At 44.9% G+C, this 14268-nt stretch carries 13 protein-coding genes; 6 read left to right on the forward strand and 7 right to left on the reverse strand.

The features are described from left to right. Positions 1-51: 51 nt before the first annotated feature. Genes A37S_RS0107500 through A37S_RS26155 form a run of 3 tightly spaced genes read right to left on the reverse strand, consistent with a single transcriptional unit; the run spans position 52 to position 2006 of the window. Positions 52-870 (reverse strand): phosphatidate cytidylyltransferase, encoded by an 819-nt coding sequence (locus tag A37S_RS0107500; protein ID WP_028296460.1) that lies wholly within the window; start codon positions 868-870, stop codon positions 52-54. Further along, complete coding sequence (locus A37S_RS0107505) at positions 860-1075, reverse strand: putative signal transducing protein (protein WP_028296461.1); 216 nt, start codon at positions 1073-1075, stop codon at positions 860-862. Before A37S_RS0107505 ends, A37S_RS0107500 begins: the two co-directional genes overlap by 11 nt. Then, positions 1056-2006, reverse strand: a complete 951-nt coding sequence (locus tag A37S_RS26155) for a CPBP family intramembrane glutamic endopeptidase (protein ID WP_051292807.1) — start codon at positions 2004-2006, stop codon at positions 1056-1058. Before A37S_RS26155 ends, A37S_RS0107505 begins: the two co-directional genes overlap by 20 nt. Positions 2007-2047: 41 nt before the next feature. Between A37S_RS26155 and dusB the strand changes: the two genes are divergently transcribed. Beyond that, complete coding sequence (gene dusB, locus A37S_RS0107515; RefSeq protein ID WP_028296462.1) at positions 2048-3058, forward strand: tRNA dihydrouridine synthase DusB; 1011 nt, start codon at positions 2048-2050, stop codon at positions 3056-3058. Here the strand turns inward: dusB and A37S_RS0107520 are convergent. Continuing rightward, positions 3030-3770: a segregation and condensation protein A gene (locus A37S_RS0107520; RefSeq protein WP_028296463.1), complete on the reverse strand. Its 741-nt coding sequence runs from the start codon at positions 3768-3770 to the stop codon at positions 3030-3032. The genes dusB and A37S_RS0107520 overlap by 29 nt on opposite strands. 173 nt (positions 3771-3943) lie before the next feature. Here A37S_RS0107520 and dxs point away from each other — a divergent pair, with 173 nt between their 5' ends. Together dxs and aspS are read left to right on the forward strand one after the other, a co-directional pair. Next, a complete protein-coding gene (dxs, locus tag A37S_RS0107525; protein ID WP_028296464.1) occupies positions 3944-5872 on the forward strand; it encodes a 1-deoxy-D-xylulose-5-phosphate synthase in 1929 nt (642 codons plus the stop codon). Positions 5873-5975: 103 nt separating this feature from the next. Then, positions 5976-7718, forward strand: coding sequence for an aspartate--tRNA ligase (gene aspS / locus A37S_RS0107530; protein WP_028296465.1), 1743 nt, complete (start codon positions 5976-5978; stop codon positions 7716-7718). Between the two features lie 94 nt (positions 7719-7812). On the opposite strand, the gene A37S_RS0107535 is transcribed toward aspS, so the two are convergent. Beyond that, the gene (locus A37S_RS0107535) at positions 7813-8247 is read right to left on the reverse strand and encodes a single-stranded DNA-binding protein (protein WP_028296466.1); all 435 of its coding nucleotides are present in this window, start codon (positions 8245-8247) and stop codon (positions 7813-7815) included. 78 nt (positions 8248-8325) lie between these two features. Beyond that, positions 8326-9378 carry an A/G-specific adenine glycosylase gene (gene mutY, locus A37S_RS0107540; protein WP_028296467.1) on the reverse strand — a complete coding sequence of 351 codons (1053 nt, stop codon included), beginning with the start codon at positions 9376-9378 and terminating at the stop codon, positions 8326-8328. 245 nt (positions 9379-9623) lie between these two features. Here mutY and A37S_RS0107545 point away from each other — a divergent pair, with 245 nt between their 5' ends. The 3 genes from A37S_RS0107545 to A37S_RS0107555 all read left to right on the forward strand — a co-directional run bounded on the left by A37S_RS0107545 (position 9624) and on the right by A37S_RS0107555 (position 12665). Next, complete coding sequence (locus A37S_RS0107545; protein ID WP_028296468.1) at positions 9624-9908, forward strand: HU family DNA-binding protein; 285 nt, start codon at positions 9624-9626, stop codon at positions 9906-9908. 43 nt (positions 9909-9951) lie between these two features. After that, a complete protein-coding gene (locus A37S_RS0107550; RefSeq protein ID WP_036601688.1) occupies positions 9952-10794 on the forward strand; it encodes a tetratricopeptide repeat protein in 843 nt (280 codons plus the stop codon). 317 nt (positions 10795-11111) lie between these two features. Next, positions 11112-12665, forward strand: coding sequence for an Rne/Rng family ribonuclease (locus tag A37S_RS0107555; RefSeq protein WP_028296470.1), 1554 nt, complete (start codon positions 11112-11114; stop codon positions 12663-12665). A gap of 97 nt (positions 12666-12762) precedes the next feature. On the opposite strand, the gene A37S_RS0107560 is transcribed toward A37S_RS0107555, so the two are convergent. Next, on the reverse strand, positions 12763-14172 hold the full coding sequence (locus A37S_RS0107560; RefSeq protein WP_028296471.1) for a peptidylprolyl isomerase: 1410 nt from the start codon (positions 14170-14172) through the stop codon (positions 12763-12765). Between the last annotated feature and the right edge of the window lie 96 nt (positions 14173-14268).

Below are 14268 nucleotides of genomic sequence, written 5' to 3' on the forward strand. Positions count from 1 at the left end.
TCGAATATTAACCTTTGAATTTTGTTAGGGGCATCGACTGATGCCCCTTTTTTATTTCCAGGAAAATACGATAACAATATATAGAAATGTGTAAACGAGTGGAGCGGCCATCAAGAGGCCATCGAAGCGATCGAGCAAACCACCATGCCCAGGTAAGATATTGCCCGAATCCTTTACCCCGAAACTTCTTTTCAGCATGGACTCCGTAAGGTCGCCCAATGTGCCAAATACCGAAATTATCAGCGCCATACATCCCCATTCTATCAGAGATAGTTCATGGAAATAAAATGAGATGATTGCTGCAGAGACTAAACTGATGAGCACGCCGCCGAAAAAACCTTCCCAAGTCTTCTTGGGAGAATGGCGTTCAAAGAGCTTTCGCTTTCCAAAGCTTCTACCCACTAGATAGGCACCTGTATCGTTGCACCACAGCATGATGAGGAAGGCCAATGGGTAATGCGCATTATATATGCCCTCCAAGTATGCCAATGAATAGAAAAAAGCAAAGGGAAGTAGCGCATAGATCACCCCCATAAGCGTATGGGCAATGTTGTGGAAGGGGTTCTCGCTTTTGCGATATAGCTCGCACAGGTAAATAAGCATCAGAAAAGGAACCGCCAATAGCAACAGAATGAGGGAATACCCAAATTGTTGGTAGGCGATGATGGCAGCAAAAAGAACCACAGAGAACAAGATACCCATGAATGAAAGCGGCTTCAGCGAGGTGTCGGTTTTTATGAGCTTATAAAATTCGAATACACTCGCTGCAGACAGTAGTAGAAAGAAAATGCTGTAGGTAAAGCCTCCTAACAATACGGAGGCGAGCATGATCAATACGAAGAACAAGCCCGTAATTGCCCTAGTTTTCATTTCCTTCCTCCATTTCATTTAAAACCTCTTCGGCAAATGCTTTGTTGCTTTCATGAACCCATAGCTCTACTTGGCCAAAGCCGTAGGACGAGTCTTTCTTGTTCAACAATACCGCGTGAATTCCCGCTTCTTCCAAAGCTTGCCGCGCGATTTCTGCCTTGAAAAAGTCAGTTCCCGTAAATAGTTTAATCCAGTCTTTTTCCATCAGTATTGTCTTGTTCTAATTGCCGTTCCAGAAGAGCGTATTGGTAGAAGCGATAGAGGAAATAGCCCAAGGCCAATACGCTGAATATATATATATAATAAGGCGTTTGCTCGCCATAATCCACTGCATCCAGGTTTTTCCCCTGTTTTATCAAGACAAATGAAGCTATAACGGCATAGCCATTGTTTACAAAGTGAGCAAGAATGGGCAACCAGATGCAATTGCTCCACCAATACAGATAACCCAATAATGCCCCTAGAAACATACGTGGCAGAAACCCATAGAACTGAAGGTGTATGGCGCTAAAAATGATGGCCGTAACCCAGATCGCTACGTGTGGGTTTTTAAACCACCTGACAAGTGCGTTTTGTAAAATGCCACGAAAAAAAAACTCTTCGCCCACGGCCGCCAGCACGGCAATCATGAAGATGTTGCCAATAAGGCCGCTCCAGGTTTTTGTTTGCAGAAAGGCCTCCGTCAGTATCTTTGCTTGTTCTTCCTTTTCCTGCATCCATACCTCTACGGATTTTAAACTTTCGGGAAGTGCAATGCCGGCGTTCCATCTGCCAAGGAGATCCCAAGTAGGTATGGCAATGAGCATCATGGCAGAGGCATAAAGCCATAACGAGGCGTATCTTGGGGCATGCAAGTCAAAATAAAACGTAGATTTCCTTTCCAAATAACGGAGCAGTAGCGGAGGCAATACGAATAGGCCTATCGATTGCGTGATTTGCAAAATGCGGAAAACTTCCACATCCCTTTCCGTAGGTTGAACCATATTTAACTTCATGGCATCCAATCCGTAGAGAAAGAAAATGATAGCCAGGCCGATAACCGAAAACACTATCAGGCTAAGGGCCGTTAGTGCCAAAAGTTGTAGTAAGGAGACAAGCGGGTGGTTTTCGGGGTATTTACGTGTATATGAGCTCAATTTTTTATCTTTGCAAAATTATTTGGGGTTGAAGATAAGGAATGTCGGTTAAAATAGGAAAAAATATTGATTTGGGAGATTTCCCTCTTCTCTTGGCGCCCATGGAAGATGTGAGCGACCCACCTTTTCGGTTTGTGTGCAAGCAGAACGGTGTGGATATGATGTACACCGAGTTTGTATCTTCGGAAGGGCTCATACGAGATGCCGCCAAGAGCAGGCAAAAGCTGGATATATTCGAGTATGAACGTCCCATAGGGATACAGATTTTTGGCAGCGATATCGACACTATGCGGGAGGCTACGGAAATTGCCTCGCAGGCTGGCCCAGACCTGATAGATATCAATTACGGATGCCCCGTGAAAAATGTAGCATGCCGTGGTGCCGGAGCCAGCTTATTGCAGGACATTGAGAAAATGACCAAAATGACCAAGGCCGTGGTGGAGGCTACGCACCTTCCCGTCACGGTAAAAACGCGTCTCGGCTGGGATGACAATACCAAAAACGTATACGAGGTAGCCGAGCGCCTCCAGGACGTAGGTATACAGGCATTGAGCATCCACGGCCGCACCCGATCGCAGATGTACAAAGGGCAAGCCGACTGGTCCATGATTCGCGATGTGAAACGCAATCCGCATATACAGATCCCCATATTTGGCAATGGCGACGTGGACAGTGTGGAAAAAGCGGCCGCCTGGCGCATGGAGTATGAGGTAGATGGAATCATGATAGGCAGGGCGGCCATTGGCTACCCGTGGGTCTTTAGGGAAATCAAGCACTTTTTCCAGACAGGCGAACGCCTGGATGGCCCTACTATTGCCGAGCGGGTAGAAGTCTGCAGGACACATTTCCAGAAATCCATCGAATGGAAGGGCGAACGTACGGGCATTTTCGAGATGAGGCGGCATTATGCCAATTACTTTAAAGGGATACCAAATTTCAAGGAATACCGCATGAAATTGGTGAGCTTGGAAAGACCTTCCGATGTACACGAAGTATTGGACGAGATCACCGAACGCTTTGACGCTATTTTGTTTTCACCCAAAATTGATTGAATCCACTGCCTATTTGCAGGTCTATCAATTGTTGTTGGAGCATTTCCAGTATAGCCAGAAAATTGTACACAAAATGCACCTTGTTTTCCGAATGGCGCTTTAGGAGGGCAAAATCGAGCTTGGTATTGATCTGTAACAACGTAGCTATTTTTGCCTTTTGCTCCTCAATGGTGTAGGGATATTTCACTACCGTATGTTTCACGTCGTTGCTTCTAGCTTCATAGTTGCGAATCAGCCGCTCATAGACCACCATAAGCCGATATAGATCAAAAGAGGCTAATTCATCGCCAGGTTCCGCTTCTTGTGCCACCATCCTGTTGTTGGCATCAATATTTCCCCTTTTTTCCATTTGAAAGCGACGTTCTTCCAAAATGCGCAGTTCTTCACATACCTCCTTGAATTTCTTGTACTCGATCAGTTTTTGGATAAGGTTTTCCCTAAGGTCTACCTCATTTCCCTGCTCATCGAGCTCGGGTCTGGGCAAGAGCATTTTTGCCTTGATGCGCATGAGGGTTGCCGCAACGAATATGAATTCACTGGCAACTTCCATGTTCAACTCGCTCATTTGCTGGATATAATCCAGAAAGTCGTCCGTAATCTTGGAAATGGATATGTCGTGGATATTCAGCTCATCCCTTTCGATGAAGAAGAGTAGCAGGTCAAAGGGACCTTCAAATTGAGGTAACTTTATTTCGAATCCCGGTTGTTGCATGGTATCAGCACAAAGTTAATGTTTTTGGCGGTATTCATGACAAACAAAAAACAGGATAGACTGTTGCCAAGCTTAATAAACAGGATGATAGCAAAACCGAATATGTTAGCAATAGAAAAGTGCAATTGTTAAATTATTCCTTACTTTTGCCGTAGATTTCTTACCTTGATGAAATGAATTTTGAACCAGGACAACTACTAAGAAACATCAATAGCCCTGCCGATTTAAGGAAACTAAGCGAGTCGGACCTTGTGAAATTGGCCAAGGAATTGCGCCAGTTCATTATTGATGTCGTTTCTGTTCATGGAGGGCATTTTGCTGCAAGCTTAGGCGTTGTAGAGCTTACCATAGCGCTTCACTACGTGATGAATACACCTTACGACCAGTTGGTCTGGGATGTGGGGCATCAAGCTTATGGGCATAAGATCCTGACGGGGCGAAGGGATGCTTTTCATACCAACAGATTGTATGGCGGCATCAGTGGTTTCCCAAAGCGTAGCGAAAGCGAGTACGACACTTTTGGTGTGGGGCACTCCTCTACGTCCATTTCCGCCGCTTTAGGCATGGCGGTAGCATCTCATTATAAGGGCGAGCACGATAGACAGCACGTTGCGGTCATAGGCGATGGCTCTATGACGGCGGGGATGGCCTTCGAGGCGCTCAATCATGCTGGTATTGCCAACTCCAACGTGCTGGTTGTACTCAATGACAACTGCATGGCCATAGATCCCAATGTGGGCGCGCTGAAAGAGTATTTGACAAATATTACTATTTCCAAATCCTATAACCGGTTTCGGGATGATGTAGGCAAGGCTTTGGCCAAGCTTTCTGAGTTTGGTCCCAATGCTTTCAAATATGTCAAGAAACTGGAAAAAAGCCTTAAAGGTACACTGCTGAAGAACAGCAACTTCTTTGAGACGCTCAATTTTCGCTATTTTGGCCCAGTCGATGGGCATGACTTGCCGAGGCTGGTGAGGGTGATACAGGAGCTGAAGCACATTCCAGGTCCGAAATTGCTCCATTGCATCACCGTGAAAGGAAAAGGCTTTGCCTTGGCGGAGAAAGACCAAACCACATGGCATGCGCCGGGACTATTCGATAAGATAACGGGAGAGATAAAAAAATCATTGAGCGACCGCCCTGTAGCACCAAAATTCCAAGATGTTTTTGGACATACCATAGTGGAGCTGGCCGAAAAAAATGATAAGATAATGGGGATCACCCCGGCAATGCCTTCGGGCTCGTCCCTCAATATCATGATGAAGGCCATGCCCAAGAGGGCCTTCGACGTGGGCATTGCCGAGCAACATGCTGTGACATTCTCCGCAGGCCTTGCTACCCAGGGAATGGTTCCATTTTGCAATATCTATTCCAGCTTTATGCAACGTGCCTACGATCAGGTGATACATGATGTGGCGCTGCAGAAGTTGAACGTTGTTTTTTGCTTAGATAGAGCGGGGATTGCTGGGGCCGACGGGGCCACGCACCATGGCGCCTACGATTTGGCATATATGCGCTGCATTCCCAATATGGTGGTATCTGCACCCATGAATGAAGAAGAACTTCGTAACCTGATGTACACGGCGCAGCTGCCGGACATGGGGCCTTTTGCTATCCGCTATCCAAGAGGACAAGGAGTAATGCCCGACTGGCGTAGGCCTTTCCAGCGGATCGAGGTGGGTAAAGGGAGAAAGGTGACCGACGGAGAAGAGGTGGCCATATTGAGCATAGGAGCTATCGGCAACGAAGTAGTAAAGGCAAACCTGTTGCTGAATGAGGAGGGCATTTTTCCCGCGCATTACGACCTTCGTTTTGTGAAACCTCTAGACGAGGAATTATTGCACCAGGTTTTCAGGCAGTTTAAAAAAATAATAACCGTAGAAGATGGAGCGGTGCATGGGGGAATGGGGTCTGCCGTCCTTGAATTTATGGCAGATCATGGTTACAATGCCCATGTAACACGCTTAGGCATTCCCGATAGATTCGTGCACCACGGTGAGCAGAAACAGTTGTGGGAAGAGTGTGGCTATGACAGCAAGGGTATTGCTGCTTCGGTAAGAAGATTGGCTACTGCTATTAAAACTGACGTGCTTGCCGGTTAGTTTATTGGTGGATTAGTTTATCGGTGCTCAATGACCGATCAACCAATGACTATTTAACTAATCAACCATTTTGCCTAAGTTTGCAGGCAATTAAAATAAGGAAATGCACAGAACACATACATGCGGCGAGCTCAACATTACCTCCGTAGGGCTGGACGTGACGCTTTGCGGTTGGGTACAGAAAACACGCGATCTTGGGGCCATGACTTTCGTGGATATTCGCGATAGATACGGCATCACACAATTGGCTTTTGATACAGATGATGACGCTGATTTGCGGGCGCAAGCACGTAATCTAGGGCGCGAATTTGTCATAAAGGTGAGTGGTAAGGTCATTGAACGGGCCAGCAAAAACCTGAAAATTCCTACTGGTGAAATAGAAATTAAAGTGTCCCGTTTGGAAGTGCTCAACACGGCCAAGCTCCCCCCATTTTTGATAGAGGACGAAACGGACGGAGGAGATGACCTGCGCATGCGCTATCGCTACCTCGACCTACGTCGTAATCCGGTTCGCAACAACCTGGTTTTGCGGCACAAGATGGCGCAGGCAGTGCGCCGTTATCTCGACGAAAAGGGTTTCCTTGAGGTAGAAACGCCCGTGTTGATTAAGTCTACTCCGGAAGGTGCGCGTGATTTCGTGGTGCCCAGTAGGATGAACCCCGGTGAGTTTTATGCACTTCCTCAGTCTCCGCAGACATTCAAGCAGTTGCTGATGGTCTCTGGCTTTGACCGCTATTTCCAAATTGTCAAATGCTTTCGGGATGAAGACCTTCGCGCCGATCGCCAACCCGAGTTTACACAGATAGACTGCGAAATGGCCTTTGTGGAACAAGAGGATGTCTTAGAAGTGTTTGAAGGATTGATTCGTTACCTCTTTAAAGAAATAAAGGACCTGGATCTGCCTTCTTTACCGCGTATGAGCTATGCCGACGCTATGCGGCTGTACGGCTCAGATAAACCCGATACACGCTTTGGGATGTCCTTTGTAGAGCTGAACGACCTGGTAAAGGGACAGGGTTTTCCAGTGTTCGACAATGCCGAACTGGTCATAGGGATCAATGCGCCAGGTTGTGCTTCCTATACACGCAAGCAGCTAGACGCGTTAACCGACTTTGTGAAGCGTCCACAAATAGGGGCCACTGGGCTCATATATCTTCGCTATAATGAAGATGGCAGCCTGAAATCGTCGGTAGATAAGTTCTATGGGCCAGATCAGCTGGCGGCTTGGGCCAACGCCTTTGGCGCACAGCCGGGAGACCTCATACTGTTGATGGCTGGCGTGGAAGAAAAAGTCCAAAAACAACTCAGTGAACTCCGCTTGGAAATGGGCAATCAGTTGGGATTGCGCGATAAAAATAAGTTTTCGGCATTATGGGTAGTGGATTTTCCCCTATTGGAGTGGGATGAAGAAACAGCTCGGTACCATGCCATGCATCACCCTTTTACTTCTCCCAAGCCAGAGGATATTCCTTTGCTGGATAGCAAACCTGGCAAGGTAAGAGCCAATGCCTACGATATGGTTATCAATGGTACGGAAGTAGGCGGCGGCTCCATCCGTATTTTCCAAAGGGAGCTGCAAAGCCTCATGTTCAAGCATCTGGGTTTCAGTGAAGAAGAAGCACAAAGGCAGTTCGGCTTTCTATTGGATGCCTTCACCTACGGCGCTCCTCCACACGGTGGCTTGGCTTTCGGCTTCGACCGCTTGGTTTCCATATTTGCTGGGCTGGATACTATTCGTGACGTCATTGCATTTCCAAAGAATAACAGTGGTCGCGACGTGATGATCGATTCTCCTAGCAAGATAGCGCAAGAACAGTTGGATGAATTGCAACTTCGCCTTAAATAGCCGATGACATAAAGCTTGGAGACATTTTGAAAAAATTTGTTTAAAATGTCTCCAAAATCACCTTGTTGTATATTTTTTTCTATAGTTGCGCAATTTAGAAGGGCAAGTCGTCTTCTTTGTTTTCATTGAAATCGACAGCGGGTAAATCGCTCGCGGTTTTGCTGGCTTGGCTGCCGGTATTGCTTTGGGGCTCGAAATCGCTTTTTCTTCCGAGCATCGTGAAATTTTCCGCCACGATCTCGGTAGCATATCGCCTTATGCCTTCCTTGTCCTCATACGAACGTGTTCGGAGCTTTCCTTCGATATATACTAGTTTGCCTTTCTGTAGGTACTTGGCAGCCACATCAGCCAATCCTCGCCACATGACGATATTGTGCCACTCTGTCTGCTCCATTCGCTTTCCATCCTTGTTGTAGGTTTCTGATGTAGCCAAAGGAAAACTTGCTACCGATACATTCCCTTCTAGATAACGTACTTCTGGATCTTTGCCTAAATGGCCTACGAGTATTACTTTGTTGATGCCTGACATAATTTTTAAGTATAAAATTGACCGATCTCTTTTTCGCTTGTACCCTAAAATTATCAGATAACCCCTTTCTCTTTACCTCTACAGTTTATTGAAATAATCTTTCAAGAACGTGAAAATTAATTTAGGTTTAGCTAAAGTATCTAAATCTTTTTTAATTACATAATTCCACGAAGAATTTTTCTTGTGATTGATTGGAGAGTCAAGCTTATAAAAGACGGCATATATGTTTTGATGGCTCAGTATGTGCTTCTTTGGTCGGCTTAGCTCTGTAAGTTGTACCGGTCCCTCCATTAGCTCCAAAAACGAGGGATCAGTGAGGAGTTTTTGCACGTCGGTAGGAGCATCGGTTTCCAGCAGTGGAAACTCATAAAGATTTTCCCAGATGTCCTTAGGGCCGCGCTTGTTCATCAAAATACGCTCTTGGTCGGTTATGACAAGGTAATTGAAATACCGGTCGCGGCTTTTCTTTTTTTTTGTCTTTTTAGGAAGTAAACCTACGGCATCGTTTTTTCGTGCGTAGCAATCCAGCTGTAATGGGCAGATGGCGCAGTTGGGTCGGCTGGGGGCGCATTGCAATGCACCAAACTCCATGATTGCCTGGTTGTACAGACCCGCTTGGTCTTTGTCTATTAATTCATTGGCAACTTGATAAAATATCTTTTTGCCTTCGGAGCTATTTATTGGCACGGAAATACCAAAATAGCGCGCAAGTACACGGAATACATTGCCGTCAACAACGGCTCTTGCCTCATTCGAACTGAAGGAGGAAATAGCTGCGGCAGTATATTCACCTATCCCCTTCAGCCTGATCAAGCTATCATAGTCTATGGGAAAGATTCCCTGGTGCTTTTCCATAACATCTTTGGCAGCCCTATGCATATTGCGTGCACGGCTATAATAACCGAGGCCTTGCCATAACCGAAGTATGGATGCTTCAGAAGCATCGGCAAAGTCGGCGACGGTTGGGTAATTTTCCAAGAAGCGTTGAAAATAAGGCAAACCTTGCTCTACGCGCGTTTGTTGAAGGATTATTTCTGATAGCCAGATGATGTACGGATTGCTGGTATCGCGCCAAGGTAGCGTTCTCTTGTTACGGCAGTACCAAGCAATTATTTCGGAAGCAAATGACATGGTACAAAAGTCAATAAAAAAATTAGAATTGGATAAGAATATGCGGAAAAGCGAATTATTGCGTTTATAGATAGGTACAAGCCCCTTTTGTTCTATGATTGGAAGAAAGGTATTTCGAGCGACATGGTGTTTTGCATAAAAAGTATGTAATTTATTTTTGTAAATCATTTAAAAGCAATACTTTTGCATCCCCAAATCGGCTGATTCGGGGAGACTTAGTTAATAATAAATAAGTAAATAACAATATGACTAAAGCAGAAATTATCGCAGAGATTTCTAACAAAACAGGTTTAGAGAAAGTGGATGTGCAAGAGACAGTCGAGGCATTCTTTAAAGTAGTAAAGGGAGCCATGGTAGGCGGAGAAAACGTTTACGTAAGAGGCTTTGGGAGTTTTGTTGTGAAAAAGAGGGCAAAGAAAACAGCGCGGAATATTTCCAAGAATACCGCTATTATCATCCCTGAACACTATGTGCCAAGTTTCAAACCGGCGAAAGTGTTTGTTGAGAAAGTGAAAAACGGAAACAAGTAAATTCTGCTTTTTACCATATTAGATTTATTCAAGCCGTAATGTAATGCATAAGCATAAGATCAAGCAAATTATAGTAGTTTCTTTGACCGTAGTTCTCGTAGGAGTGCTAATGGCTCAACCTATAAAGGGTTTAATCAAGAAGCAAGAAGCTGAACATACGGCGCAAGAGCAGGCTGGCCAGCCTTTGGTGGACTTGGCGGCTGTTTCTCAGGTAGCCAAGCAAGGATTGAATGCCTCTTTGTCGAAGCAAATAAGCGATCTGGAAGACAAGCTGCAAGATGCCAAGGGAGAAGAAAGGCTGAGCCTGCTCCGGCAATTGGCCGGCAAATGGGATGATGTAAATCAAAATGCTCCGCTGGGCTTTGTTTACGAGGATATTGCCAAGGAAGAACCTAGCTACAGCAATTGGCTGAAAGCGGGTGATGCTTTTTCGGAAGCCTATTCCAATATCCAAGATACGACGGTAGCGTCTGTACTCAACAGGCATGCACTGGAAGCCTATCAAGCTGCCTTAGCATTGGACGAAAACAGTTTGGATGCAAAAACTGGTGTTGGTAGTGCTATGGTAAATGGTGGTGGAGCACCTATGGCTGGTATTGCCTTGCTTCGGGAAGTGGTAGGGAAAGATCCCAAGAACCTAAAGGCAAACATGCAGTTAGGGATATTTTCCATGACATCGCGGCAGTTCGATCGTGCTGTTGATCGTTTTAAAACGGTGATTGCGATAGAACCTAGCCCAGAAGCTTATTTCTATCTGGCAAGTAGTTACGAGAATATTGGGATGAAAAAGGACGCTATTGCGGCTTACGAAAAAAGCAAGGAATTGGCGGCTGATCCCAGTTTATCGCAGTTTGTAGATAGAAAAATCGAAGAATTAAGTAAATAAGTAATAAATTAAAAACATTTAAATCATTTTAATTATGCCAAGCGGAAAAAAAAGAAAAAGACACAAGATGGCTACTCATAAGCGTAAGAAACGTTTGAGAAAGAACAGGCACAAGAAAAAATAATCCTGTTTTTTCTAAGATAATCTTATGGTTTAACGGGAAGTTTCGCTCTAATGCATTTACTTCCTCGCGTTCTTTGAAAATCTATCGACGATTTTTGTAAGTTTAAGAAGACAAAGACAGGTAAGCTTACCTGTGTAAAACTTTGTATCTAGGATGTATAGGCACTAAGCATACTTCCATAATGAAGTAGCTGTTGGTAAAGGAATTAATTGTAGATTCGAGCCCGGAGAAAGGTGTAACCATAGCTTTACTTCAAGATAAGCAACTTGTAGAACTCAACAAAGAGCAGATAAATAACAATTACTCTGTAGGAGATATTTATCTAGGCCGGATCAAAAAGATCATGCCGGGGCTTAATGCTGCTTTTGTAGATGTTGGGTACTCGAAAGATGCGTTTCTGCACTATTTGGATTTAGGTCCACAGGTGCAGTCGCTCATCAAGCTAACAAAAATAGTAAAGAATGGCAGCTACAAAGATAAGCTGCTAAATGGTTTCAGACTAGAAAACGACATCAATAAGGCAGGGAAAATCTCCGAGATATTGTCGCGCAACATGATGTTGCCCGTGCAGATAGCCAAGGAGCCGATCTCTACCAAAGGGCCAAGGCTTAGTTCCGATTTGTCTATAGCCGGTCGCTTTGCCGTTTTAGTTCCTTTTTCCGATACGGTATCCATCTCAAAAAAAATAAAAAGCAATACAGAGAGGAACCGTTTAAAGAAAATTGTGGAGGGCATAAAACCTCCTAATTTCGGTGTTATCATCAGGACAGTATCGGAGGGTAAGGGCGTTGCTGAGTTGGAAAAGGATCTTCGTGACCTAATAGCCAAATGGGAATCATTTATGAAACGTTTGGCCGTGGTGGAGCCTTCCAAGATGATCTTGGGAGAGATGGATAGAACTTCCACCATATTGCGCGATATTCTTACCGATGAATTTAGCCACATATATATCAACGACCCGCTGATATATGAAGAAACCCGCTCTTACGTCCAGGAAATATCACCCGATCTCGAAAAGATAGTCAGGCTCTATAAACAGAAAGAGCCTATTTTTGAACACTTCGGTGTAGAAAAACAAATCAAATCAGGTTTTGGTAAAACAGTCAATTTACCGGGCGGTGCTTATCTGGTAATAGAACATACGGAAGCACTGCACGTAATAGACGTGAATAGCGGAAACCGTACCGCTAATAAAGAAAACCAAGAGGAAAACGCGCTTCAGGTGAATAAAGAAGCCGCTAAGGAAATCGCTCGACAGCTCCGACTGCGTGACATGGGAGGTATTGTTGTTATAGACTTTATCGACATGCATAAGCCAAACAACAGAAAGGAGCTGCACGACTACTTGAAAGAATGCATGGCCAATGATAGGGCCAAACATACCATTCTGCCACCTAGCAAGTTTGGACTGGTACAGATCACCCGACAACGTGTGCGGCCAGAAATGACCGTCGTTACAAACGAAAAATGTCCAGCATGTGGAGGCACTGGCGAAATTAGGGCTAGTATCGTACTGATGGACGACATTGAGAGCAATCTCAGCTATGTGCTCAATGAGCAGAATGAAAAAAATATTACCTTATGTGTGCATCCATATATTGAGGCATACATAAAGAAAGGATGGATATCCAGACGCATGAGGTGGTTTTTCACCTATGGCAAATGGATAAAAGTCAAAGCTATGAGTTCGTATTTTATGAACGAGTTCCACTTCATCAACGGTAAAGGAGAGGAAATAAAGCTATAAAAAAGGGAAGGGGCCTCACCATTTGGTGAGGCCCCTTCCCTTTTTTATTTAATGTTTTTCTGTCGCTGCAGAAAGAAAGATATCAAGATCTGATTAATTAATTGCTTGCGTTCAATTTGTTGTCATCGCCTTCGGCGTGCTTGGCAGAAGAGATATTGGACCACTCTTTGAGCTCATTACACGAGGCATATTCCTGATCTATACGAATAAATGTCGACTTCCTACGTCTCTCAAACCAATTACTTACCGTCCGGTCAAGCTTGTCTTCTTTGGCAAGCGTCTGTATTTTGGGATAGTCTTGCTCTAAGGAAGCTTTATGAGGAGGGATACGCGATTTTAAGTAGAGGAAGCGGTATCCCGCTTTTTCCGTCTGTGGATCCCTAAATTCAAATGGTTTGGATATTCCGCCTTCCTTCAGGGTGTCTATAGCAGCAAAATCAGCAGCATCGAGCCTGTCTACCGGAATAAAGCTGCTTCTGGTCATCCCTTCCATATTTATCATCATACCACCGTTGAATTTGGTCTGCTGGTCTTCATCGGAATAAAGCGACGCAGCCGTGGAGAAAGGAACTTGCTTATCGATCACCTTCTGGTATATGCTATCGATATGCGCCTTGGCCCTATCCATAGAGGCTTGATTGGGCTTGATGCTTATGAGTATGTGCCTGGCCCTTACTTGCTCACCTCTTCGCTCCAGCACTTGCAAGAAATGGTAGCCAAATTGCGTTTCAAAAACCTGGGATATTTCCCCTGGCTTTAATTTGAATGCTACGGCAGAAAACTCTTTCACAAAATCGCCACGGCTCATGAAGCCCAATTCGCCTCCGCTAGGTGCGGATCCTCTGTCTTGTGAGTAAAGCCGTGCCATGGTGCCGAAATCATCGCCGGCCTTTATGCCGAGGCGTATAGACTCCGCCCTGTCGTAAAAGGGCTGTTTTTCTTCCTTTGTGAGAGTAGGGTAAACAACCAATTCACCCAGTTCCACTTCTGTATTGTAGTTAGGAAGACTATCCTTAGGAATACTTTCGAAAAAGCGCTTTACCTCGGCAGGGGTTACATCTGTTTTCTCGGTAATTTTTTGCTGCATTTTCTGCGCTATGAGCTGCTCTTTTACATCGCTGCGCATCTCTTCCTTGTACTGAAGCAAAGATCGGTTAAGAAACTGCTCGAGGCGCTCCTGCCCGCCCGCTCTCTGCGTCATGTAGCGCAGGCGGTTATTGATGTTGTCATCCACTTCATCGTCAGTAGCCGATATTGAATCTATTGCCGCTTGTTGCGATAGCAGTTTGTTGGTGAGCAGGCGTTCCAAAATAAAACATTTCACATTGGGTTCTGCCGGATTCCCCTCGGAAAGATATTGAGCATATTGCATATCTACTTCCGATTTGAGTATGATGCTACTTCCTACTTGGGCTATTACTTTATCTACTACTTGTGTCTGTTGTGCAGATGCCATAAAAGCGCACAGAAAGATAAAAGAGATTGTTAAGCCAAATTGCTTTTTCATTCTTATACTTATAATTAATGGAGACAGCCTCTTTCTCCTATTCCAACTGCAAAAGTATCAGAATAAATCCAATTTATGGTATGGCGCTCGGTGTTT

The sequence above is a fragment of the Olivibacter sitiensis DSM 17696 genome (genome assembly GCF_000427965.1).
GTDB lineage: Bacteria > Bacteroidota > Bacteroidia > Sphingobacteriales > Sphingobacteriaceae > Olivibacter > Olivibacter sitiensis.